Annotated in this window: 17 protein-coding genes and 1 pseudogene; 10 read left to right on the forward strand and 8 right to left on the reverse strand. The window is 55.6% G+C overall.

What is annotated here, in order from left to right; genetic code table 11:
• Window positions 1-211: 211 nt before the first annotated feature.
• The 6 genes and pseudogenes from ACYJRZ_RS19110 (at window position 212) to ACYJRZ_RS19135 (ending at window position 8,130) form a co-directional block, all read left to right on the forward strand.
• Window positions 212-592, forward strand: coding sequence for a pentapeptide repeat-containing protein (locus tag ACYJRZ_RS19110; RefSeq protein ID WP_113407215.1), 381 nt, complete (start codon window positions 212-214; stop codon window positions 590-592).
• A 180-nt stretch (window positions 593-772) separates the two neighbouring features.
• Entirely contained in the window at window positions 773-1,261 is a 489-nt protein-coding gene (locus ACYJRZ_RS19115) for an NUDIX domain-containing protein (protein ID WP_113407216.1), read from the forward strand.
• A gap of 246 nt (window positions 1,262-1,507) precedes the next feature.
• Window positions 1,508-1,723 (forward strand): annotated as a pseudogene (locus ACYJRZ_RS19120) (aminoglycoside phosphotransferase); the annotation flags it as partial.
• Between the two features lie 416 nt (window positions 1,724-2,139).
• Window positions 2,140-2,805: a hypothetical protein gene (locus ACYJRZ_RS19125; protein ID WP_162751391.1), complete on the forward strand. Its 666-nt coding sequence runs from the start codon at window positions 2,140-2,142 to the stop codon at window positions 2,803-2,805.
• A 255-nt stretch (window positions 2,806-3,060) separates the two neighbouring features.
• Window positions 3,061-4,863, forward strand: a complete 1,803-nt coding sequence (locus tag ACYJRZ_RS19130; RefSeq protein WP_459461588.1) for an ATP-dependent nuclease — start codon at window positions 3,061-3,063, stop codon at window positions 4,861-4,863.
• A 471-nt stretch (window positions 4,864-5,334) separates the two neighbouring features.
• Window positions 5,335-8,130 carry an ATP-binding protein gene (locus ACYJRZ_RS19135; protein ID WP_459461590.1) on the forward strand — a complete coding sequence of 932 codons (2,796 nt, stop codon included), beginning with the start codon at window positions 5,335-5,337 and terminating at the stop codon, window positions 8,128-8,130.
• 24 nt (window positions 8,131-8,154) lie between these two features.
• On the opposite strand, the gene ACYJRZ_RS19140 is transcribed toward ACYJRZ_RS19135, so the two are convergent.
• Window positions 8,155-9,075 (reverse strand): MBL fold metallo-hydrolase, encoded by a 921-nt coding sequence (locus tag ACYJRZ_RS19140; protein ID WP_459461592.1) that lies wholly within the window; start codon window positions 9,073-9,075, stop codon window positions 8,155-8,157.
• 333 nt (window positions 9,076-9,408) lie between these two features.
• Here ACYJRZ_RS19140 and ACYJRZ_RS19145 point away from each other — a divergent pair, with 333 nt between their 5' ends.
• Window positions 9,409-9,996 carry a TetR/AcrR family transcriptional regulator gene (locus tag ACYJRZ_RS19145; RefSeq protein WP_152095843.1) on the forward strand — a complete coding sequence of 196 codons (588 nt, stop codon included), beginning with the start codon at window positions 9,409-9,411 and terminating at the stop codon, window positions 9,994-9,996.
• A 304-nt stretch (window positions 9,997-10,300) separates the two neighbouring features.
• The gene (locus ACYJRZ_RS19150; protein ID WP_459461594.1) at window positions 10,301-11,143 is read left to right on the forward strand and encodes an alpha/beta fold hydrolase; all 843 of its coding nucleotides are present in this window, start codon (window positions 10,301-10,303) and stop codon (window positions 11,141-11,143) included.
• A gap of 1,254 nt (window positions 11,144-12,397) precedes the next feature.
• Here ACYJRZ_RS19150 and ACYJRZ_RS19155 read toward each other — a convergent pair.
• From ACYJRZ_RS19155 to ACYJRZ_RS19170, 4 genes are all read right to left on the reverse strand, one after another.
• Window positions 12,398-13,198: an ATPase gene (locus ACYJRZ_RS19155; RefSeq protein ID WP_095436641.1), complete on the reverse strand. Its 801-nt coding sequence runs from the start codon at window positions 13,196-13,198 to the stop codon at window positions 12,398-12,400.
• Window positions 13,199-13,422: 224 nt separating this feature from the next.
• Window positions 13,423-14,700: a cytochrome c gene (locus ACYJRZ_RS19160; RefSeq protein ID WP_113407224.1), complete on the reverse strand. Its 1,278-nt coding sequence runs from the start codon at window positions 14,698-14,700 to the stop codon at window positions 13,423-13,425.
• Window positions 14,697-16,613: a cation:proton antiporter domain-containing protein gene (locus tag ACYJRZ_RS19165; protein ID WP_113407225.1), complete on the reverse strand. Its 1,917-nt coding sequence runs from the start codon at window positions 16,611-16,613 to the stop codon at window positions 14,697-14,699. The genes ACYJRZ_RS19160 and ACYJRZ_RS19165 overlap by 4 nt, the downstream gene beginning before the upstream one ends.
• Window positions 16,613-17,230: an NAD(P)H-dependent oxidoreductase gene (locus ACYJRZ_RS19170; protein ID WP_113407226.1), complete on the reverse strand. Its 618-nt coding sequence runs from the start codon at window positions 17,228-17,230 to the stop codon at window positions 16,613-16,615. The genes ACYJRZ_RS19165 and ACYJRZ_RS19170 overlap by 1 nt, the downstream gene beginning before the upstream one ends.
• 332 nt (window positions 17,231-17,562) lie before the next feature.
• Here ACYJRZ_RS19170 and ACYJRZ_RS19175 point away from each other — a divergent pair, with 332 nt between their 5' ends.
• Window positions 17,563-20,286 (forward strand): winged helix-turn-helix domain-containing protein, encoded by a 2,724-nt coding sequence (locus tag ACYJRZ_RS19175; RefSeq protein ID WP_459461597.1) that lies wholly within the window; start codon window positions 17,563-17,565, stop codon window positions 20,284-20,286.
• A 381-nt stretch (window positions 20,287-20,667) separates the two neighbouring features.
• On the opposite strand, the gene ACYJRZ_RS19180 is transcribed toward ACYJRZ_RS19175, so the two are convergent.
• The gene (locus ACYJRZ_RS19180) at window positions 20,668-21,543 is read right to left on the reverse strand and encodes an alpha/beta fold hydrolase (RefSeq protein WP_244575398.1); all 876 of its coding nucleotides are present in this window, start codon (window positions 21,541-21,543) and stop codon (window positions 20,668-20,670) included.
• An 18-nt stretch (window positions 21,544-21,561) separates the two neighbouring features.
• Entirely contained in the window at window positions 21,562-22,953 is a 1,392-nt protein-coding gene (locus tag ACYJRZ_RS19185) for an FAD-dependent oxidoreductase (RefSeq protein ID WP_113407282.1), read from the reverse strand.
• A gap of 176 nt (window positions 22,954-23,129) precedes the next feature.
• Here ACYJRZ_RS19185 and ACYJRZ_RS19190 point away from each other — a divergent pair, with 176 nt between their 5' ends.
• Window positions 23,130-23,966, forward strand: a complete 837-nt coding sequence (locus ACYJRZ_RS19190; protein ID WP_095436644.1) for an alpha/beta fold hydrolase — start codon at window positions 23,130-23,132, stop codon at window positions 23,964-23,966.
• 201 nt (window positions 23,967-24,167) lie between these two features.
• Here ACYJRZ_RS19190 and ACYJRZ_RS19195 read toward each other — a convergent pair whose 3' ends face one another.
• A complete protein-coding gene (locus ACYJRZ_RS19195; protein ID WP_233788645.1) occupies window positions 24,168-25,187 on the reverse strand; it encodes a molybdopterin-binding protein in 1,020 nt (339 codons plus the stop codon).
• Window positions 25,188-25,237: the final 50 nt, after the last annotated feature.

Raw genomic sequence — 25,237 nt, forward strand, 5'->3', positions numbered from 1 at the left:
CCCGACCTCTTCGCTACCGCTGGCCGTCATGAATGACGTTCCTCAATCCGGACGCCAAGGTGGCCGAAGCTGCCGCATGTTTTGGGGAATTTCGCGACAAACGGCATGGTCAGAACTGGCGTGGGCTCGTTTTAATTTCAGATTCGACGGTCGCAAATGACTGTGCAATCTGGCATTCTTTAGGGCCTAATCATGTTTGACCGGAGGAACAATGAGCGATCACCAAGAACACAACCCATTTGATGGCCCCCAGATGCAGGGAACGCATTACGAGCGGGCCGATATGTCGGGCGCTAATTTCGATGGTGTAAACCTCGCAGACGCGCGATTTTACGCTGTTTTGACTAAGGCAAAATTCACCGACACCAATTTACGCGAAGCGCTTTTTGACGATATCTGCCTTGCAGACGCACACTTTAACAACGCCAATCTGTCCGGAGCCACCATCACGAACGCAAATCTATCGCGATTGACCATACGCGATGTCACATTGGCAGATTCAGACATCAAAGACGCCGATTTGACTGGGATGCGGATCAATGGCGTTCTCGTAACCGATCTATTCAAGGCCTATGAAAAGACGAAAACCTAAAGAAACTCTTCTTGCGCGACAGATTTTTGCGACATTGGAAGTCCGCTTTCGCGCATTGTCAGCCCGGAAGCTGACTGATCGGTTCCCACCCCAATTCGGTCACCTGATAAGGCCAGTCTGCAATGAATCTAGAAATGACGTTCGCAATCACTCAGCTACAAGCTCAATAGGTAACGCTGGATGACGCCTTCGACCCCGAGCCGCGTGCGAGTAATCCTTCTCTCTTCAAGGGAACGGGTTCTTTTGATCCGGTATCGCAACACGGACCGGTCAGGTGTGGATCGCTCCTGCTGGACCACGGCTGGCGGTGGAATGGAGGCAGGCGAGACTATTGCGGATACCGCACTTTGTGAGATCAAGGAAGAAACTGGTACTTCTGATGTCAGGCTCGGTCCTGTGGTTTGGTACGGCGAAGACAGCATAAGGAACGGTGACTGGGGAGTAACATTCAAAGAACACTTCATCGTCGCCCACTCGAAAACCGAGGACGTTCGCAGAGATGGGTGGACCGAGCATGAGCATCAGCAAATACTGGACATGCGGTGGTGGAGCATTCAAGAAATCGGCGATAGTTGCGATCTGATTTACCCGATTGGTCTCCATGACCTCCTTACCCCGATCCTCGCGGGAGAATACCCGGCAGAGTTAGGGGTCATTTCTGCTCCCTAGCGGAGCATCACGGCCGTCTGAAATGCGGTGCACCTCCGGACGGGGCCACTTTCCTGCTCTCATCGCCAAAAGCCGCCAGTACCCCTTCCACCCTACTCAGACATGTGCAGATCGATCCTGAAAGACCGGTTTGGGCCGAAAGCAGCCGGTGTCTCGACCGGAATGCGACAGTGGCGGCCATTGTGGCGTCGTAAACTTTCCCTATTTCTTTCGTCAATTTAATCATGGCCGCTAAGGACATCGCCAATGGGATGGGAAGCGCTCGGTCAATGGGGTGACAACGCCGCTCGCATCGAACCACTTACGGGTGGGGTTGCCAACGAGGTATGGAGTGTTCGCGTCGACGGGCAGCTCGCTGTCGCTCGTTTCGGTTCCAGGGCCGACGCTGATCTCGTGTGGGAAGCTGAGCTACTCCAACACCTTAGCCGTGAAGGTATGACTGCTCCAGTGCCGATTCCGACGCCAACAGCGCCGGAATCGTTTTGTATCTCATCGGCTAATCCCCCAAAATCGAAGCCCTCCGACAATGGAAGGCGCGATCATCGCCGCTCAATTGAGCCGATTCTGGCCGCCAAGCGCGATGAGCATTGGCGTGGACCGCCGCTGCTTCCGCAACCTCGGACAATCAGTTTAGGTTTTTGGGAATTTTGGAAGGGGAAACTACCCTGCAGCTGAAATTTTCAGTTGCTTAGACCTCCTTCACCAAAGCCGTACCTGCCGATCTACAAAACAAAATTGCAATTTTAAACCTAGTGCTGAATGACATCTTTAGTGAGAGTTGCTCCGCTCACATCTGGACCAACATGCCTTCCCTCTAATGGCGCAAGTCGGAAGACCTGTTATTCTCTAGGCTCCTTGTGGGACTGGAGGCCATTCACGTGAAAGATCTCTTTCTATCGCTGATCAGCGACTTTCTCGCGGACAACAATTTCCCGCTGTCGTCGACGGTGTCCACAGGAGGCGCGATCACGTTGAAAGGACTTCTGGGTCGGCGGGTCGAATCGGCGCAACAAGTGCTCCTCGACGAAATTAAACGGGGCGACCGTCCATTGGAGTTCCACAGCGCTGACGAAGCTGCGGCGATCACGTACCGCTACTTGCGCGCAGCCGAAGAAGGTGCGGCTCGGCTCAACCTGCGGCTCCTTGCTCGTGTGATCGTCGGGAGCGTGGAAAATGGAGCGCTGTATGCCGACGACTTTCTCCGATGGGCGGATACCTTAGCTGGATTGAAGCGCGAGGAAATTATAGTCCTCGGTGTTGTTCAGCGACAGACCGAAATATTCGAAGATCCCTTCCCCGACGACGGCTCGATCGCAAGGTTTTGGCAAAGTTGCTGGATAGCGCTACTTAACGAGCACGGGATGCAGTCATCGGAATCAGTTGCCTACGCTTCCTCTTTGACCCGCACCGGACTCGTTGCCCCCAACACCGATAGTCCGAATGGTGGCATCGCGTTCTATGGCACCCACCTCCTACAAGAGCTGGCCGGCATGATGGTAGTCGAAGGCATACTCGAGCGGGATAAGGCCGACCAGGTCCGATAGATGCTAGCCGGCGTCTTGAAAAGACAAGGCGGTCATCGGCGGCGCAAACGAGACAGGCTCGCCCAACACAAGTTACACAGGGTACGCCAAAGCAGTAATCGATGTTCCACACTGTGTTTTCTCGCCCGCACACTGCAACGAACGAAGTTAAACTGAGATAACAATCATCCGGTGGGAATAGCCACAATTGGACGACAAGAATGCGGAAACAATTTCACTTTATCGTCCCCTTACTCAATCGGGGCGCGCATTATTGTGATCAGCGAAATAAGCATCAAAAACTTCCGTTCAATCTCGTCGGCGGTCGTCAAAGGCGGCAGGATAACGACGTTAGTAGGCTCAAACGACGCTGGCAAGTCCAATGTCCTGCGTGCCCTGAACCTCTTTTTCAATGGCACGACTGGACACGATGAGCCCTTCGATTTCGCGAAGGACTATAATCTTTATGCGAAGAAGCGCTCGAAGAAGGCTGGTGAAATCGAAATCAAGCTGACCTTCACACTCCCAAAGTCCTACCAACGCGACGACCTCCCGACTAAGGTCGAATGGAAAAAAGTTTGGCGGGAGGAAGGTGAAGTTGATCGCCTCCGCTCGTTTAGTTATGTCGGTGGGGCAGAGATACCCGCCAGAAGCAAGGTCCCAGCGTTAATTTATCGGGTTCTTTACACCTATATTCCGGCAATCAAGGACCAGGACTTTTTCGCGGATCTGCAGGGGCGGCTTTACGACGTACTGTCAGATGTTGCCGCGGAGCCGTTGAAAAACTCCGCCTCTAATTTTGAGAGCCAGCTTCAGATTCAGCTCGGTGAGCTGCTGCAGTCCCTGGAAACGATTTTCAAGGGGCGGGCGTTGATGAAGTTGCCCGAAAACCTCAGAGAAATCTTTGAAAATCTTGAGATTAGCTCCGGTGATATCCCACTGTCGCGCCGAGGCGATGGCATCAAAATTAGAAATATCCCGATGATTCTTCGCTTCATCTCTGAGAAGCAGGACCAGATCCTCAATCGTGGCGGTGTCAGATATACCCATATTTGGGGCTTCGAAGAACCCGAAAACAACGTTGAAATGTCTGCTGCCTTTTCCATGGCACAGGACATGTACGACACCGTCGCGGGCCGGGAAAATCTTCAACTTTTCATGACGACCCATTCCCCGATCTTCTACAAGATGCCCTCTCCTGAGGATAATGGTAACGCCGGTATCTCGACGAACTTCGTGGAGCGGATCGATAATGAGACGTTGATCGTAAACAAAAATGCAGACGAAGTAGATATCACGATGGGGCTTATGCCGCTTCTTGCACCATATCTGGAGGACGCGAAGAAGCGACATGATGAACTTCAATCCCAGCTAAAGACGGCACATGAACTGGCGGCATTGAAGGTTCCCACTATTTTCGTAGAAGGCCCCACGGACGTCCAAGTTTTCAAGAAGGCGTGGTCGCTCTTCGGCGACCCGAACATGAAGCTTCACGTTAATGACGGCGGCAATGTTGGTTATGGGAGTGCAAACGCCTTGGCCAGTAGGTCGTTGGCTTGGCTGTTGGAAATGCGCCACCGTGCGAAGGACGACATTGTACCCGCGGTCTCTATCTTTGACGCAGATGAAGCCGGCAAGAACGCCAAAAGGGAACTTAGCGAAAATATTGCGTCGCTTGGGATACGCACGAATTTGAAATTCACGTCCCAGACTTACCCGCAGATTGAATCTGTGAGGGCACTCAACCAGCAGGGATTTGTGCTCTACGCCGATCTGGAGAGCACATACAGCGACAAACTTTGGTTGCTGGCGGAAAAGCAGGGATGGCTGGAGGATTTTGACAACGTTGGGACAAGACTTAGGCTCGAAGTGTTGCAGAGCGTCCTAAACAATGACCTAGCTAACCCATTGGACGGCTTGATCGGGGTTGAGCGACTACGCGTTCGACGGCGCTTCAGCGACGCTGGAAAGGTGAAGATCGCGAAGCACATCGATAAGCTAAACGACGCCGATGCGACGGCAGCCCTAATTGGCTTGAAGCAGTGGATAGAGAAGACGCATGCCTGCTTGGCATCATAGTGGCTGTTTACTTTTCCGGCCGCCACCAGATACCTCACTGCTCCAACCTGCGGGATAGGGATGCATCCCATTGCCTCGATCTGAGACGAAACGAACTCCTCCAACGGGGAGTCGTATGCTCTGTGGATATTCAATGGCTCGAACTAGGAAGTGACCGATGCATGGAAACCGCAAAGTTCTGTCGCCCAAAGCCCGCCTTCCGAAGTCGCTCCATGACGAACTTGGCCTGGAAATCCAGGGGGCTACTTCAGCGATGGGAGCTGGCCACATCGCGCTTGTCCCAACACTATTGTTGCGGCGACACTTTGAATCCGCTTCCGTCCTTGCCGCTGTTCTCTCCGCCGTTCGAGTAGAAAGAAACGTAAGTTAGATCGCTTTCCGTCATACACATGGATAGTTGCATAGGTTAAGGACACCTCTTTATTTTCGATTGCCGGTTCAGCTATTGCGATTTCGGCAAATTTTGCCCAAGTGTTTACTGGTAAATATCCCGAAGGCATCAATTCCTGCTCTGAGTGCCGTCCCGAGGTGAATGTGACTATCTATCGTTTTGGCGAATTCGAACTAGATCCCGGTCAGCGCCGGTTAAGCAGGGGCGAAGCAGCCGTACGTATCGGCGCGAGGGCTTTCGATGTGCTGACGTGCCTGGTCGAGAAGGCAGGAACGATCGTAACGAAAGAAGAAATCATTAAGACCGTCTGGCCGAGCACATATGTCGACGAGGCTTCGCTGCGCGTCCATATGGTGGCTCTTCGCAAGGCGATCTACGATGGTGAGTCAACGCTTTGTATAGAAAGCATACCGGGTCTTGGATACAAATTTGCCAAGCCAGTTTCCACGATCACCGATGATTCCTCCGCCAGCCCTGCGCCTACGACACGCCACGGCCTGCCGGCAACGGTCGTACGTTTGATCGGACGAGATGAATTCATCGCACAAAGTGTAGAATTGATGCGCTCGATGCGGTTGATGACGATCACAGGGCCGGGAGGCATCGGAAAAACGTCGACAGCAATCGAAATCGCCCGCTGCCTCGCCACTGAGAACAACAGCGTCGTCTTTCTCGACCTCGCAGCCCTCTCGAATGAGGAATTGATAGTCTCGCACCTGGCGTCGTCGCTTGGTCTGAGCGTCTTTTCGTCGGACCCCATGCCTGGCATCGTTCAGGCACTCGGAAACTCGCGCACCATTGTAGTGTTTGATAATTGCGAACACCTGATCGACAGCTGCGCTGGCGTTATCGATAGGCTTCTTCAACTTACACCTTCCACCTCTGTAATCGCGACAAGCCGTGAACCCTTGAGGATCGCCTCGGAGAAGGTCCGGCTCCTGCCTAGCTTGGACGTTCCGAAGAAGGACGATCTGCCGTCCGCCTGTAATGAATTTTCCGCACTGGAACTTTTCAATGAGCGTTTGATTTTCGCCACGGGCCAGAACGGGCTTACCGAAACAAAAGACATTTCGGTTGCCGCCGATATTGTACGCAGACTGGACGGAATCCCGCTCGCGATCGAACTGGCGGCATCACGCGTTGCAGGGCTCGGCCTTCAAAACACGGCTTCTTCCCTCAGCGATCCGATCAACACCCTCTGGCGCGGTCGCAGGACTGCCCCTCCCCGACAGCAGACCCTGAGAGCGACAATAGAGTGGAGCTACAATCTGCTGACGATTGAGGAGCAGCTTCTACTCAACTGCCTTTCGGTTTTCGCAGGATCGTTTACAAGCGACGCGGCTTGGTCGATAGCCGAGGATTTTCTCGATAGAGAAACGTTCTCAGACGCGCTCTCCGCCCTACGGTCGAAGTCGCTAGTCTCGACGTCCCGTGGCGACGGACGTCTTCGTCTACTGGAAATGACCCGCGCCTTCGCTCGCAGGCAGCTTAGCGCAAGCGAGTTCGCTGAATCCTGCAGCCTGTCACATGCTCGTTGGGTCTGCGCGGAACTCGAACAGGCGAAAGCTGAGTGGCGAAATCTCGATAAGTTCGAGTGGCTTCAAGCGCACGGGAACCTCATAAACGATGTCCGCGCAGCGCTCGACTGGGGTTTCGACACGGGTCAACGGAAGTTGTGTTTCGAAATTACGGCTGCGTCCCATATCCTCTGGACACAACTCGGCTTGATGAACGAGCAACTGAAGATCGTCGAGCGGGCTATGGCGCTAATGGAGGGGACGGCCGACGTCGATCCTCTGATCGAGGCCCAGCTTCGCTCTACCCTCGGCCTCGTGCTCTTCCATGTGCGAGGGTTGCGTGCTGACCAACAAGCCATCCGGGAATTCGAAAAGGCGGCCGAGATCGCAGAGACGACCGGTGACCACGTAGAGATCGTCAGGGCTCACAGTGGACGCTGCGCAATCATAACAACGCAGGGAAGATACGCGGAGGCTGCTGATATTGCGCTTCAGCTGGAGTCGAAGTTTGGCAAGCTCGCTCATGGTGCAAGCAGCAGAATCCTTGCCATGAACACCCACTTCCTTGGGCAGCATGAGAAGACGAACCATCTTTGCACTGTTGCTGTCGAAGCCACCCGGGTGCCGATCGGCCGCACGCTGACGAGCGGTGCGGGATATGATCAAAAAACGGTCGCATTGATGTTGATGGCCAAAACCGCCTGGCTCCAGGGATTCTCCCAGCGCGCGATTTCTCTCGCGGACGAAGCTATCGCCGAAGCCCTAAACTTGGACGATGCGATATCAATATGCCTTGCAATATATGTTTCCGCATTTCCGGTGTATTTCGGTCTGGGCGAATTTCAAGTTGCACGACATCATCTCACGCTTCTTCGAGAACTATCGACGAAACATTCGATGCTCAGGTCGCTGCTTTGGGCAGATGCATTCGAGCTGTTGCTGCCGGAATCAAACGCCACGACAAGGCAGTTTGAGACTGCATTCGTTGGAGACACCAACGGGGCTCGGCTCGAGACGGTGATTGCGCTCGCAGGAGAGCGTTGCGGAGCCCATCTGGTGGATTGGGCGCTCGCCGGGGATGCCGGCTGGTGCCGTCCAGAGCTCCTCAGGATAAAAGGCGACATCGTTCGCCACAGCGATCCGGCAATGGCCCGTGACCTATACGCCCAAGCAATTGCCGGCGCGATCGCTCAGAGGTCGCCGTTGTGGCAACTGAGAGCCGCCAACAGTAACGCTGAATGGCTGCAGGATGACGAACAGTCGACCTCGAAGCGGATGATAGAGGCAGCGTTGAAGGCGTTCCCGGAGACACCGCCGAGAATAGAGCTTCAAACCGCAGAGCGCCTGCTCGCCTTATAACAGCCGGCATCTCCGAGTGAGGATCTAAGCCAGCTGGTTATGTATAGCTTCGGAATTCGTTGACGAACCCTCGTCAAGACCAATGCATGCAAAACCCTTGGCGCTGTGGGAAACACAGCACGCACCAGGTCCCGCGAAGTGCGCAGGCAACAAAACGCTGCCTCTATCGCATGCACGGTCAAGGACACCCTTACGCGTTTTCGTGGCTTGGTCAGCATCGAAGCAGAACGCGCTGTGCCAGTCGGGGTAATAGACCTGGATCGGGTGATGAACGATGTCGCCAACAAAGAGCCCTTCCCGATCATTATCGCGTAGTGCAAAAAGAAGATGGCCAGGGGAATGGCCAGGAGATTCTTCTGCGAAGAGGTTGTCTCCGATCTGAAAATCGCCGTCGACAAGGAGCTCCTGGCGATTTTCTATGACTGGAAGGATGCTATCTTCATAAAGTAGAGAACCCCAAGCCGCGAATGAACCGCCGCCACCTTCCGGCGAGAGCGCCTCATAGTCGGTTTTCGACATCACATATTTCGCGTTAGGAAACGTCGGAACCCAGCGCCCGTTGGAAAGGAAGGTGTTCCATCCGACGTGATCGGCGTGAAGATGAGTACAGAGGACGTAGTCGATTTCTTCCGGGCGGACTCCGGTAGACGCAAACCTATCCATATAGGGGGTGTTCAGCATGTCGAACAAGGGAGCTCCGCCTGGTCGCTGCTTGTGGTTGCCCGTGCAGGTGTCGATCAGTATCTTGTGATGTTCCGTCTCTACTAGCCAGCTGTGGCACGACATCACCAGCCTTCCGGTTTCCCGGTCGAGATAATGCGGCTCGAGCCAATTGAGATGCGGAACTACAGCGTCGGCAGACCAATCGGGGAGCAGGTCGTTGGGCATGAAAGCCGGACCACGATATTCCTCTATCCTTGTGATTTTAATCGAACCGATTTTCATTTTAGGCCTCACGGTGAACCGGACAGCAAGCGAACAGGCCGCCTCGCACAAGTATTGTATAATCCGGCATTTTAAACGATCCGATCGCGTTTTCTGTGTTTGCGCATCCGATGGGGCGTGTGTAGCGTTCAGCCGTGGTGGCGCGAGGGCTTCACCAAATCACCAAGCGTCCGCTAATTTACTTGCGCCTGACGGCTCGCCGCGCTTCTTGGAACGGTGAGATTCTTCTGAGAAGGCATCGGCTGCGCATCGAACACTACGGCAAGCATTTCGCACCTCCGCGCACTGTTATTTATACCGATGATGCTTAATGACTGCGGGAAGGAGACGCATATGATACCAACAACGAAAGAAAGGCTCTTCAACGCGGGGGCGGATCGTTTCCACGAATTGGGATACTCCGGTTGCAGTGTACAGGACATTGTCGATCAAGCAGGTGTCCCGAAAGCCACGTTCTACAATCACTTCAAAACCAAGGAAACCTTCGCGGTCGAGGTCGTCACGAACTACATCGCATCGACAAGACGCGACATACTCAAAGACCGGGGTGTCACTCCGCTCAACCGGATCGCCCAGCACTTCAGCCACTTGCTGGAGAGCCACGAAAGAAACCGGTACAACCGGGGCTGCCTAATCGTCAATCTGACTGCGGAAACGTCCGATAGTGTCCCCTTGCTTCGCGATACCCTGAATGCATCGCTGACGGAGTGGATCGATGTACTCGCAGATACCATCCGGGAAGGCCAGCGCAGCGGAGAAGTCAACACCAAACATGAGCCAGATAAGCTCTCTCGCTTCCTGATAGATGGTTATGAGGGGGCGCTCTTGAGGATGAAGCTGACCAACACCAAGCATCCACTCGAAAACTTCTACTCCATCGCGATGTCGTTGTTGGCGGCTAGCCAATTGAATGCAAAGTAAGCTCGACTTTCGGCGAGCGCTTCCTCGTAGGATAGTCCATTTTTCATCAGCAACTCGCTGGGCCGGACAGCCGTTGTAATGAAGGTGCAATGCGGCCGGATGTGACAATATCCGCATAACTGTTGCTATTACTTTCACTCCATCAACACTGACCGAGATGGAGTCTCCAGTGACAAACGATTTCAGCCTACCCCTTTCTCGCAGACAGACCTTGATAGCAGGCGCTGCCGCGTCGCTTGTGATGGCGGCACCCGGCCTTGCAGCCCAGAAACAATCTCAAATCCCTCACAATGGAGAAGTTCGGATGACCGACGGTTTCGTTAAAACAAAGGACGGCGTGAATATTTACTACAAGGACTGGGGTCCGAAGAATGCCCAGCCGATCGCATTCCACCATGGGTGGCCGCTCTCGTCCGACGATTGGGATGCGCAAATGCTCTTCTTCCTGGGGCACGGTTTTCGTGTGGTCGCCCACGATCGTCGCGGACATGGACGCTCCAGCCAGGTCGCCGATGGTCACGATCTCGACCATTACGCCGCTGACGCCGACGCGGTGTACCAGCACCTCGATCTCAAGAACGCCGTCCATATCGGTCACTCGACGGGCGGTGGCGAGGTGGCACGATATGTCGCGAAATACGGCGAGCCTCAGGGCCGTGTCGCCAAAGCCGTTCTGGTAAGCGCCATCCCTCCATTGATGCTCAAGACCGCATCCAACCCCGGTGGCCTGCCGATTGACGTCTTCGACGGATTGCGGAACGCGTTGGCGGCAAACCGCGCCCAGTTCTTCTTAGACCTGCCGACCGGCCCGTTCTACGGCTTCAATCGCAATGGCGCGGCGATCTCGCAGGGCACTATCCAGAACTGGTGGCGTCAAGGGATGATGGGCGGAGCCAAGGCCCACTATGACGGCATCAAGGCCTTTTCCGAAACGGATCAGACCGAGGACCTGAAGAGGATCACCGTGCCCACGCTTGTCATGCATGGCGACGACGACCAGATCGTCCCGATCGACGACTCGGCCAAGCTCTCCGTCAAGCTCCTCAAGAACGGCACTCTCAAGGTTTATCCAGGATATCCGCACGGGATGCTGACAACGCATGCAGATGTCATCAACCCCGATCTCCTGGCCTTCATCAAGGGCTGACGTTTCAACCTGCTATCAATCAGCGGCGGACAGATTGTCCGCCGCCCCGACACCAAAACGAGCGCTGGGTAAGCCCGCCAACAGTCAGCTTTACATGAATGCTCCCGCGTCCGGTTGCCCGAAGGTGCTCAATGCGACTCCCAAAATCCCGAGAGAGCTTAGAGTTCTTTTTCGTCCTCGGCCTGTATGGCCTGGGTATCGTATCGGCCCTCGCATGCGCGACCGTAGATGTCCGCAGCGACGTCAATGCATATTCAGTTCAAGCCGCAGCACTTGGACACCACCTGATTGCCCGCTGAAAATAGAGCCCTTTGCCGAAGATGGTCGAAAAAGATCGCAATTGCTGAGGGCTACAACCTCAGACAGAAGCGTCGCGACGGCAGACAAGGATGGGCTATTGCGTAGTCAGGGATCGTCGCAGTGTCCTTCGGACGAAGTTTGTCCGGTTACTTTGACCTTGAAACAACAAATCCCAGCACAGCCAAGATTTTGCGATCGACCAGCGCGGGCTGGGAGGCCGGAACGTTTTCCGAGATCATCCAAGACGAAAATAGCGATTCAGCCCGAGCGGCCGTGCGATATCTCGTATCGCGGCAGGCGATGCCCTCGCGGACGCGCGTGGCAGGTATAACGACCTGCCTAGCTTGAACCGACCTCAGCTCGTCAACCAGTCGAAAAATTGCGGCGCGTTATCCCACCCACGAAGCTCAGAAATCGCACTGCAGACGGTCATCTTGGCGCATGATCCTGGTGCCTTTGAACTCGTCCCTCGGCCGTCAGTGGCACGCCGCGCTGTCGCAATCATAGCTGGCGGGAGGGTCACCAAAGTTCTCAAGGATAGCAGGTTGTGCCTTGCGCAGTAAACTTTGAAGGTCACTGTAACGAGGTGGATCGGAACAATGGAAACAAATCAACAGACCAAAGTTGAAGCAGAGCGAGACATATACGATCGGGGCTCTATTTCGTCTTTTTGTGACCGTGTAGCAGCTATCGTCGGCTCTGTAACAGCGGCCGGTATCAAGGCATACGAGGCAAGAGGGGGGAGTGTCATAGCCTGCGACATTGCTGGAAGCGAAGGATCAATAAGTCTAACGATGTTTCCTGACGGAAAAACGAACATACCTGGTGCTGCGGAGTTTACGGCGGGTCAGCTAGGCAGTGCTCCCAACGAATTCGAGCTTGAATTCTCGGTCAGAGATTACGCCACGGCGAGGCTGATATGCGCTCGCCTTGCAGACTCGCTGGTGTTTGACGTTATTTCAGAGGGCCAAGCATTATTACGAGATGCCGCAAGTCTTCCACAACCAAGTTCATTGACCTGCCCTTTGGACCAATTTCCAGTCGACCAAGCGCATATACAGTGAAATATTTCCGCAGTGCTCCGTCGTCGATTATGCCTCTCATGTATCGCCCAAAGCGGTAGTCATCTATCTGTTGCGGGCTTACGTAGAGATAAACGCGAAGTTCGTTTATTCGATCGTAGAAGCGCAACTTAAATCCAACACCATATCGACCTTCCAGTGTGGCTCCGCCAAATATCACCCTGTCACGCGTATAGGGGTCACAAAACTGAAGCGGCCTAAAGTAGTCAACTAGCTTGAGCGTTCCAACACCCGTCACATTCAGCATCAGTTCGTTCCTTTGCTCAGAAGGTAACCGCTCTCTAGTTTCCACAAACGTCTCGACGAGGCGGTGCAAGTCGCGTGTTCGAACGTCGCCTTGTCGATCGACATCGGGACGTTGTGCGCCTGGAACGCTATTGGCCCTAATGCGCCCTCCAACGCCATTTCCCTCGCCGGTCGTGATGGCCCTGTCGTCCGCAAGACGGGGATCGAAACCCGTGACGAGATCAGTAAGCTTTCTCCGAAGCCACCGCTGTACGGTCTGTTCATCTGTTTCGTGAGGATGCCTCACCTGTGCTTGCTCGGTATGCATCAACGAGACCCATTCGCAACCCTGCAGGTGCGTGTGGGCGGGGTTCTCGCGAAAGTGGGCCGCCACCTGCTTGGTGCCTTCTTCCGAATTGAACATGTAGTTGACAGCGGTGACCTTCACCTCAGCCGCCCTGCAAGCTGGACTTGAACATAGGAATCGGAACCGGCGAGGGCGCGGATCACAGGACAGGTATTCTCTCCGAGCTGCGTCGATAGTGATAACGTCATCAAGTTCGACGCAGTATGCTCGGGTGATCCGCATCAGTGGCAAACCTTTCGATTATCGATGTCTCGAAAACGGGAACTGAATGGCTTGCCTCAACGATGACTTTGCGAAGGACACCTTCACTCCCTCGCCTTTGCCACATCTTTCGCCGTTACTCTACCGTTCTTTCCGCTCAGCAGCCCGGTCACGTAGTTGGCGAGCGCGGCGACTTCCTCGTCGGAGTAGATCGCATGGAACGCAGGCATCGTCTGGCCCGGTAGACGCGCCGAGTTCGACGAACCTTGAAGGATCACCCTCACTAAATTGCTACCTTGGGGATCGTTCACCGCGTGCGAACCTTGAATTGATGCCCGGGCGTTCACAAGGCCGCTGCCGTCCTTTCCATGGCAGCTGGAGCAAGCACCTGCAAAGATACGTGCGCCGAGTTCTTCGGGGGGACGAGTAGATGCCTCCGGCACTGCGGGAACCACCTTCGATCCCGGATCGGTCTTAACAGCCGGAACTGTTCGTAGATAAGCCACGATTGCTTGGATGTCAGAAGGTGGGAGCCTGCTGAATGAGAGGTCGACCGCCTCCCGCATCGCGCCGCCCGCAGGGCCGTGGCCCTTGGCGTGACCGGTGGCGAGGAATCCTTTGAGGTCTTCATCGCTCCAGTTGCCAATGCCGGTCTCGGGGTCACTTGTAATATTCCATGCCTTCCAGCCGTCCACTTCGCCACCCGACAAGGCTTGCCCTTGCTTTCTCTGGAACATGAGACCCCGAGGAGTATGACACTCCCCGCAGTGTGCCAGGCCCTCGACAAGGTAAGCGCCACGATTCCACCGCTCATCCTTCGAAGGATCGTTTTCGAAGGGACGCGAGGGCAGGAACAGGAGGTTCCAACCGCGCATCAGCCAGCGTTGGTTGAACGGAAATTCGAGCGTGTTCTCGGGCGCAGCGTCCGAGACCGCCGTGACCGTATTAAGATAGGCACGAATGGCCAGGATATCGTCGGTCGAAAGCAGAGCGTAGGATGCATAGGGAAACGCGGGATAAAGGTTCTCGCCATGCTTGCCGACGCCCGATCTCACTGCGCGCACGAATTCCGCATCGCTCCAAGCGCCGATACCGTGTTCCTTGTCCGAAGTGATATTGGACGAATAGATAGTTCCGAATGGAAGCTTGAATGGCAGCCCTCCAGCGAACGGTTTGCCACCTTTCGCGCTGTGACAGGCGGCACAGTCGCCAGCGATCGTCAGATATTCACCGCGTGCGATCAACTCCTGCCCAGATGGCTGTTTTGCGCTCGCAGTCACCTCCGGAAGCGAATGGGGGTAGAAGAAGAACAGTCCGGCTCCGGCTGCCCCCACCACGGCTAGGAAGCCCAGGCTCAACAGAATTTTCACGGAATACTTCATTGCCCGGCTCCTAAGGCTCGTTCGTCTATTTCAGGCTTTTGCGCGGTGAGGCTGCTTTCCAATTCCGGCGGGCTCCAACCACGCTGGACCATCTCATCGTATTTTTCACGCCGTCCCAGCATGGCTTCCTGGATGACGCGCCCGATGTCGTTGAAACCCGCGACAAAGCGCTCGTTGTCGGACACGCGCGTCGTCTCGTCGAGCAGCGCCCCCATTCGTGCGAGGCCCGCGAGATCCTGTTGGACGAACACGCTCTTTCGCTTCTCAACCTCGTAGGGATGCATGCCCATTGTCCTGAGAGCCAGGCCGCCTGCCTCCACCGAGCTTCCGAAAATCTCGCGGACAACATGATCCGCACCCGCGTCGACAAGCTGGTAATGATGCAACCGGTCATAAGCGCGAGCGATAATCGTGATCCTGGGATTCGCCCGGCGAGCCGTCTCGATGATCTGTATGGTGCGGTCGGGGTCGTCGATCGCGACCACAAGCAGTACCGCCTTGGCTAGACCAGCCGAATGAAGCAGATCAGGACGCCCTGCGTCGCCGAAATACGATTTCACCCCGAATTTGCGGAGGTCATCAACCACGTCCGCACGGTAGTCGAGGACAACGGGCACGAAGCCGTTGGCCAGCAACATGCGATTCACGATCTGGCCAAAACGGCCAAGGCCCGCGACGATGACCTTGCCGCTGCCGGGCCGCTCTGGTTCTACCGCGGGACCTTTTCTTCTCTCAAGCCGCACGACCATATGGTCGAAGAGCATGAAAAGCCCCGGCGTGATTATCATTCCCAGGGCTATGACGAGCACGCCGATGGATGCAGAGGTTCCGGTTATCAGACCCATGCTCTGACCGAGCGAGAGGAGAACGAATCCGAATTCGCCCGCTTGTGCCAGCCCTAACGCGAAGAGCCATGTAGCTGCATCCCTCAGTTTGAAAAAACGACCGAGCGGAAACAGGACCGTGAATTTGATGATCACGAGCACAGCCGTTGCTTCGAGCACCACATCCCAGTTACCCACCAAGACGGAAGGAGAGATTTTCGCGCCGATCGTCATAAAAAAGAGGCCGAGGAGCAGCCCTTTGAAAGGCTCGATATCGTTTTGAAGTTCGTGCTTGAACTCGCTGTTTGCGAGCACGAGCCCTCCAAGAAAAGCTCCGAGCGCCGGCGATAGTCCGACCAAAGACATCAGCAGAGCGATTGCTACCACTACCAGCAATGCGAACGCCGTGAAGATGTCGCGAAGTCGGTCTCGCGCGATCGCGCGCATGATCGGACGCGAAAGATAATGGCCGCCGACTACGACCGCCGCCACTGCGCCCAGTGTCAGGAGTGCGGCTGCCCAGCCGGGAACAGTGGAGAGCCAGGTTGCCCCATCGTCGGTTCCAGACGTCTGGCCGCCGGGTGCCATCAGCGGAAGGCACGCGAGCATTGGAATGACAGCTAGGTCCTGGAACAAGAGAACCGCAAAACTCGCCTGACCTCCGTCCGAGTCCAGCACCCCCCTTTCCTCCAGGGTCTGCAAGACTATTGCCGTCGATGACAGGGCGGTGACGAATCCAAATAGAGCCGCCTGCTGCCAACGAATATGAAGTAGCACACCGAGCGCGGTAACGGCCGCGACGGTCAAGACCACCTGCAAGCCACCCAATCCGACGAGCTTTGCACGCAAACGCCAGACCATCTTTGGATCGACTTCCAGTCCGATCAAAAACAGCATCATGACGATGCCCAATTCGGAGAGCTGTTCGAGATAGCTCGTATTGGCTTCCGAGAGCTGCAGAACCGGGCTCATCAAGGCACCTGCGACAATGTACCCGACGACCGAACCGAGGCCGAGCCTCCGTGAAACGATGACAGCGAAAACCGAGGACGCTAGATAGGCGAATGCCGGCAAGAGAAAGCCAGACATCAATCTACTCCCTGCTGGTCTACGAGCGCGGCAAGGTCGGCTGCGGTAACTTGATCGCGTCGTCCGAGCTCGCCAACGTCCAATGTCGCATCACGCAAGGCCCCCAGGAGCAAAGGATAAGACTCGATGTGGGTTCTTGCGGAATGTGAGTCCGTGTGGTTGGCCGCGTGGAGCACAAACGGCGGCAAAAAGGTCATTCCGCAGAGTTCAACGGTCTGTCGTAGCGGTAGAATGAACGCGGAAAACGGATGCTTGTTGCCACCGTCATATGAGTAATCTTGAACGCTGCCAGCGGTGGTTATGCAAGCGATCGCCAGCTTGCCGGCCAACTTTTTCCCGTGAGGCCCGTGTGCAAAACCATACTCTAGGACCAGATCCTGCCATTGCTTCAGAAGAGCGGGCGTCGAGTACCAAAACAGCGGGAACTGAAACACGATCACGTCGTGATCGATCAACCGCTTCTGCTCACGTTCGACGTCGATGTCGAACCGAGGGTATTCGGCGTAGATATCGACAAACGTGACCCCAGCAACCTGCTCGGCGCGCCTCGCCATCGATAAATTGATGCTTGTCGGCCGTTGCGCAGGGTGCGCGAACAGGACGAGAACTCGCGCCAAAGCCTTATCCTTCTTCTTTTGATGCTGCTCCCGCGGTCCAGAATCCGGAGGACGCGAGTTATTCGGACACGAGTATAATCGCTCGCAACATCAAATCTTGGATGATCTGGTTTCGATGTGTGGGAAGGTGCGTTCCGGGAACGATATTGACAATAATCGTCGCCATCCGCGTGCTACGCAGGCCCATGCCCGAAAAGTCAGGAAGACTCTCGTGACCTCTTTCGGTCGTAAGCTTCAGTACCTCTTACGGACCGCACGAGATTAAATCAGATCGTCTTTGGGGGAAGACGTCGTCGGAATTTTCGGAGGAACACTCAAGAGTTGGGGACCCCATGACCGTACTTCATTTCGAAGGCTTCGAGCTGGATATTCAAAATCGGAAGCTAATGGAGGATGGTCAACAACTTAGACTTGGTGGCCGTGCGTTCGATATCCTCGCAATTCTTGCTCAACGTGCCGGCCAGGTGATCAGTAAGGACGAGCTCCTAGACGCGGTTTGGCCGACCGCCCAAGTCGAAGAAGGTACGCTGCGTGTATCGCTGGTTTCGCTCCGCAAGTCGTTGGGAGAGCGTGCCCGTGGCTTCATAGATAACGTGCCCGGCAAGGGGTACATTTTCGTGCCGCCGGTTCGCATCGACCGCGCCGCGTCCGTCACGACGAAGCCCAGCATGTCCTCAGCGGACCTTCCACGCCTCCCGAACAAGGTCATCGGCCGCGATGAGTTCATCGAAACAACAAAAAACTTTTTACAGCAGTCGCGCATGATTACCATCACGGGCACGGGAGGCATCGGAAAGACGTCTGCCGCAATCGCCATCGCAGAACGCTTCTTAGGCCGACGGAGAGTGTTGTTCATCGATCTCGCCTCTCTGTCCGAAAACGCAAGCTTAATGCCGTCGCTCGCCAGTCAGCTCGGCCTAAGCGTCTATGGTTCGGAACTGCTCCAGGCTGTGGCGACAGAACTGCGAAAAACTCCGACGCTTCTTGTTTTCGATAACTGTGAGCACGTCATCGAAGCAGCAGCCGAAGCAGCAGAATCGATTCTTCTCGAAGTTCCAACGTCCTCGATTCTCGCGACCAGCAGAGAGCCACTTAGGATACAGCTCGAGCGCATCCGTCGCTTGCCACCCCTCGCCGTCCCGCCAGAGGGGATAATCGCGGAAGAAGCGCTAGGCTATGCGGCTTTGGACTTGTTTTATAGAATGGCAGGTCTCTTCAAAGACGAGCGAGACCTGAGGCAACCCCAGATAATCGAATTGTCTGCCGACATTGTGCGAAAATTGGAGGGCATTCCGCTCGCCATTGAACTTGCGGCGTCGAGAACCCTCGACTTGGACATCAGCGAGCTGCATCGCTCCGTGGCAAGACCACTTGCAGTTCTTCGTCGTGGAAGGAGAAATGCTCCCGCAAGGCAACAGACTTTGCAGTCGGCCCTCGACTGGAGCTTCCAAACATTGTCTCCGGCTGAAAAGGAGCTGCTGCTCCGCTTATCAACCTTTGCTGGACTTTTCAGCGCCGAGGATGCCCGCGCCATCGCAGGCGACCATCTTTCCGATAACGAATTCTACGAAGCGTTCGACGACCTCTTTCTCAAATCCCTCCTAAACGTCGCTTCCGAGGGCGGAAACTATAGGCTTCTCGTAACAACACGCCATTACGCCTCAGCGAAACTCGCGTCGTCGCCCCTCAAACGGGAGGCCCAGCACACACATGCCCGCCATTGCTCCGTGAGGTTGAAAAAGGCTGAGACGGATTGGACTAAACTTGAAACAGATGAGTGGCTGAGACTGCATGGTGCCCTCATCCACGATCTACGCATAGCCGTTGCCTGGGCATTTGCCCCCGATGGCGACGTTTCTCTCGGAATAGAGCTTACCGCCACTTCGAACATTATCTGGACGCAACTGGGATTAATGACCGAACAGCTTGCCGTGATCGAAACCGCGCTCGCTCGGGCGTCTACCTCCGAAGCACTTGATCCACGTCACGAAATGCACCTGCGGCTGTCGCATGCAGGCACCATCTATCACATCAAAAGCTCCGAGCGGGATCCGCAGGCGCTTGCCGAATACCACAGAGCAATCCAGATCGCTAAAGAGCTCGACGATCACATGAGCATACTTCGGGCGAGCGGCGGCATAACTGCGATCCACACAATGAATGCGGACTACATTGATGCGATCAACGTTGCTCGTCAGTTCGATGACCTTTGCGGCGCAAAACTGCCGAACGCCGTGAGCCGCATGCTCGCCCACAACCTCCACTACATTGGCGATTTCGAAGGCGCTATGCGACATGCCAACATAGCCCTCGACATGGCAAAAGTGGGTGTTCGAGGAACACTGAATAACGGAGCAAGTTACGACCAAAGACTCAGTGCTCTTTCAACTGTCGTGAAGACCTTGTGGGTCCAGGGCGAACTACGAGCGGCGATGCAGCAGCTCGAAACCGTATTGGCCGAAGCAATTAACCTGGACCATGCTATCTCAACCTGTCTCTATCTTGCGGTATCGGCCTGTCCCACCGCCTTTGGCATGCGAGAATTCGAACTCGGTGAGCGCCTGCTTCGCCTCCTCATCGAAAAGGCCGGCAACAACTCCCTGCTCCGTTGGCAGGAATGGGCTTTCACGTTCGAGCAGGTTTCCATGTCCTTGGCATCCGACGACAAGGAGCGCTTCAACAAGGCGCTAGCAAATGCCAGGGGTGCGCGGTTCGAGAACTGCCTGATTGTAGGCGGTCACCTTGCGGACCGGGTAACCATAGACCGCGCGCTATCAAAAAACGCCGGATGGTGCCGGCCGGAGCTCTACCGTCTTAAAGGTCTGCAGCTCCTTGACGAAGACGCCGACGCCGCCCGGAAGCTTATCATGGAAGGATACTTGCTTTCGTCCCAACAAGGAGCGAAGTTCTGGGAACTCCGTTGCGCGACAAGTATGGTCAGGTTTGCGTCAGAGGAATCCCTCGGCGCTTCGAAGAGTCGCCTTGACCGAACGCTGTGCTTATTCGACGGAGAACTTGCGACAGCGGACCTCGTGGAAGCGAGAGCGCTCCTATAACGCTTGGCATTGAAGCGGAATCTGCATCGTTGTTTTAGCTGATGAACTCGGCTTCAGCCTCATTTGGACTGATATTGCACACGAGTGAAGCCGTGCTCTCAGTGACCGCCATTGCGGATATCAGCGCGCAATACTGCCGTCCATATGGAACATTCCGATGTTGCCAAAGCCAGCAAGAATGTTGCCATTTGGCCCCTCTAGGACGGTAAACATGCCGGGCACGGCCTGAAGCGAAATGCGAGATGAGGCGGCGTCGACCCCGCGCGATTTCCTATAAACCCCGCGGGTATCAGCATCGGCAGAAACCGCGATGAATGAGGCGAGAAAGGCTCACCATGTCTTGGTTCCCGAAAGGTGGAATTCGGATGTATGAAAGGCCGTTTACGGACGCTCACTGACCTGATGGTTGCGGACAAACGACGCGATCACATCAGCGCAATAGTGCGGTTCCTGATGGTGCGGTCCGTGGCCTGCTTGCGGCAGCGTGACCAAGTGAAGCGACTTCCAGTCGCGCACCAGCTCTAGCCAGTTCTCGACAGGGCACGCGATGTCATGATCGCCCGTAATCACCAATAGCGGCACATCCCCACCCGACAGCTTTTTCATATGAGCCATTTCGGGGTCCGGGTAGATGGTCGACCTATCTTTCGCCTCGCTGAGGAGCTTCAAGAATGTCGCTTCCGGGATAGCAGGAGATCTGCCCATCTGGCGTTCGGCGATCCGATCATGGGAGCGCTTCGCGGCCGCCTTACTACCCTCAGATGCGGGCTCGAAGAACAGGACAAACTCGTCATCAAGCGTATTCACCGGGTTCATAGCGGTTTTAATGAAAAGTGGCTCTGCGCTGACTTTCGGATGTCCCGGAGGGGCCGTTCCGATCAAGACTGCCTGCGAGACTTTGTCCGGATAGGTCACTGCGAAAACCTGCGCGACGACCCCACCCAGGGACCATCCCCCCATGACAACTTTCTCAAAGCCAAGGAAATCGATCAAATCCCCCACATCCTTCGCCAGCGAGGCACGATCGTATGTAGGTGTCCCGGTCGATGCACCGAGCCCGGTGTAGTCGAAGATCACCACCGTAAAATTCTTGGCTAGCTCGTCAAGGAACAGCGGGTCCCAGGAGTCCATTGTTCCTCTGAACCGGACGGCCAGAACCAGCGGCGGCCCCTTTCCGAACTTGCGGTAGGCAAGCGTACGACCTTCAAGGTTTGCGTAGCTGGTTTCGATTGTCGAAGCATTCGCTATGGTCATCATCTAATCTCCGAACTCTAGTTAGTTGCCCTTGGTCGGAGCGCCGACATTTGCAAAGAGCATGTTGAGGCCTTCAGCGATCGTAGGATGGGCGAATATGCCGTCACGCAAAGCAGTGAAGGGCAATCCACCCTGCATGGCCACTTGGACGACGCTCATCACGTCGCCAGCGTTTACACCAAGCATGCTGAACCCAAGAACCGTGTCGCTATCGCCGGCAATGATGGCCTTCATGAATCCTTTGCGCAGGGATAGAGTTCTCGCTCGTGGAACGACATCCATGGGAAGCTTAGCAACCCGGTATTCAATACCCTGTTTTGCCATGTCGGTTTCATTCTTGCCGATCCTTGCGAACTCGGGATCGATGAACACGCAGTACGGGATCGTCCGATCGTTGGTAGTGCGGTCCCCGCCGCTCATGGTGCTTTTGACGATTCGGTAGTCATCGAGCGAGGCATGCGTAAACATCGGCGTTCCTGCAACTTCACCCATCGCCCAGACATCCGGAGCACTCGTGCGCAGTCGTTCGTCGACCCTGATGAATCCGCGTTCATCAACCTCGACCCCGGCAAGCTCCAACCCGATGTTGGCCGTCCTTGGCTTTCGACCTGATGCAACCAGGATATGCGAACCTTCGAACGATCGGCCGTCGGCGCAACGAACCGTGACGCGATCGCCGGAGCGACCCGAAACAGTAAGATCGTAAGCGCTTAGAGCTACTTCCACGCCTTCTGAATTGAGGATTTTGAGGATTGCTTCGCTGACGTCGACATCTTCGCGCGGAGCAAGCCGCGGCCCACGTTCAACGATAGTGACCTCCGCGCCGAGACGTCGAAACGCCTGCCCCAATTCCATTCCGATGTACCCACCGCCAATTATGATGAGACGAGTAGGCAACTCGCCCAGCGTCAAGGCGTCCACGTGTGTAATCGGGTTCGCCTCGGCCAACCCTGGCACATCCGGAATGTCTGCGATCGTTCCAAGATTGACGAACACCTGGTCGCCCGTAAGCGTCCGCACGCCGTTTTCGGTTTCGACCTGAATGGTCTTGGGCGCTACAAAGCGACCCCAGCCCAAAACGAGGTCGAGCCCGCTCGCGTTGAACCCCGCCTGGTTCGTCACCACCATCTCAGCGACAACCCTCGCGGTACGGTCTCTCACCAGATCGAAGCTATGGCGAACGGTATCGACGGAGATCCCGAACTCGGCGATATTGTTGGTCGCGTGCGCGACCTCGGCGCTGCGAATGAGAGTTTTGCTGGGAATGCAAGCGACGTTGATACAAGAACCGCCGATCATACCGGCTTCCACAACCGCAACTTTTTTCCCTGCCTTAGCCTGCTCCATAGCTAGGGTCTTGCCTGCCTTACCGCCGCCGAAGATAAGGAAGTCGAATTTCTCGATGTCGTTCATTGCTGCCTCGCTTTTCGATTTGGCAGCATGGAACCATGCGAAAGCATCTCGATATTGTAAGATGCGGCCCCTCGCAAAATTGTCAGGGAGCTGGATTGTCAAAGATCTGCGCGCTCTCCAAGCCTAATCTCCCAACTGACTTTGCCATAGTGGCGGGTGATCAGGAGGCTCTTTCCATGACAAGCGGTTTCAATATGCCTGAGGCGGCGGCGTTCACACTCGTTGACGGCATCGCTGTGCGAACCGTCCGTAGGAATGATACTCAGGGCATTCCCCTACTCCTTACAGCCCCGTGGCCTGAAAGCATCTTTGCGTTCAATCTCGTGTGGGCTCGCATCGGCAAGCTCGGACCATTGACTGCCGTTGATCTGCCGGGCTTTGGCATGTCCGAAGGCCGGCCGGACCTGATGTCACCCCACGCAATGGGAGACTTCCTCATTTGCATCATGGACGCCCTCAAGATCGAGCGGGCGCACGTCGTCGCACCTGATGTCGGCACGCTCGCTGTGCTTTTCGCTGCCAGCGGCCATCCCGAGCGCTTCGAGAGCATCGTGGGGGGCAGCGGCGGAACAAGCGAAGAGCTCTTCGGAGATTCGCTGCGTCAGATCACGGCATCATCAAAGAGTGACTTCGTTAATTTCGATAGCGGCCAACGCGTTTATGAGCTGGTAAAAAGCGCAGTGCGTGTTTCGATTCCCGAGGCAATCCTGCAAGACTACAAAAGCTCCTCCAGCGGTCAACGATGGAACGAAGCTGCCGAATTTGTTCGAGCCTATAAGCAAGATCTCCCGATTCTCGCCGGCCTTCTGCCGTCGATCCCTACACCAACGCTGGTCATCTCGGGCGAGAGCGACCCGATCGTCCCACCTGCGAATGGCCAGTTCCTTGCGGATAGACTTCCGCATTGCCGCGCCGAGGTGGTCGATGCCGGACACTTCGTCTGGGAAGATGCGGCAGACAGCTATGCCGATCTGGTGTCATCTTGGATTTCCGGCGGCTATAAGGGAGCCTGAAGATTGGCATTTGTCACCGACGAGTAACGTATTTGCTTTCACGGCGGCCTCAGGTGAGCTGGCGCGTTCAGTCTTTGCGTGCTGAATCTTTCGACGATCGTCCCGATTATCAGGCGAGCTCAAGCCCCCGAGTCTACCAGTTCACCACCATCAGGTGCCCGTTACACACGATCAGACATAATCACGAAGCTCAGATGCTGGTTAGCGGCCGGCTGCCGCTTCCCGTAAACGCGGCCTCTGGGAACTCTCCTTGAGCAAGCCGCCGACTCCCAGCCTGGCAATCGTCCCGCTGTCAAGGCGATCGCCTGCGAGCAGCCTGTCCAGCACCCAGTCGAGACCGTTGAAAGATGCGCTGCGGGCACAACCAGGCGCTCCTATCAAGGGAACATCGCCGAGCGTTCCAATGACGATCAGGTTGCCTGGATCTACAGGCATTCCGATCCGTTCCACATTTCCACCCGCCTCAAGGATTGCGGCTGGAATGACGTCGTTTGCGTCCGCTACCGCCGATGCTCCGAACACCACGATAAGATGATTGGAGCCTGCTCTTCCCTCGGCTTCTTTCTTCAAGAGCTCCGCCAACGCGTGCATGTCGTGTTCCACAAATAGGTCCGATACGAGCTTCGAGCCCCGCGCGGCTAACCTTTCGACGGTTATTCGCGTCGTCTTCTCTACTGTCTTCGCGCTCAGCGATGGTAGTGTTGTTGAGATGAGCGTCACAGTCCGCGATTCAAACGGCCTTACAGATATTGGCGGACGGATGGAGGCCACCAGCTTGGCCGCCTCGACGATGTGTTTTTCGACCGCTAGCGGAATAATCTTGAGAGTACCAACGAGTTCTCCCACGGCTACCCGGCAGCGATCGGTCAGGCAGGCAAAGGTGACAGCATCGTTGATGCTATTGAACGAGTTGATCAACTCGCGCTCGACAATAAATAAGCCATCAGCTTTGGCATAGAAGTTCATCCTCCCGCCCACAACAGACTTAGATAAGATGCCCGCCTTGGCAAATGGAGCGCCTAGCATCTCGGCAGCGGACACCTCGTCTATTTCGTGTTCCTCAAACTGATGGGCAACCACGCTGATAACGCCATTCGAAAGGAGGAACGCCACGTCCTCTAGTGACAGGAGGTGCCCTTTGGTGAACGCCTTGCCGCCAACAACGATACGGTGTCCGAGCATCATACCGGTCGCTAGTCTTGTCTCAAACTTACCGAACATAAACGCTTTCCCGCCTCATATCCAGGAGCCCCGATGGCGGTTGCCTCAGA

It is taken from the genome of Rhizobium sp. No.120 (assembly GCF_054558365.1).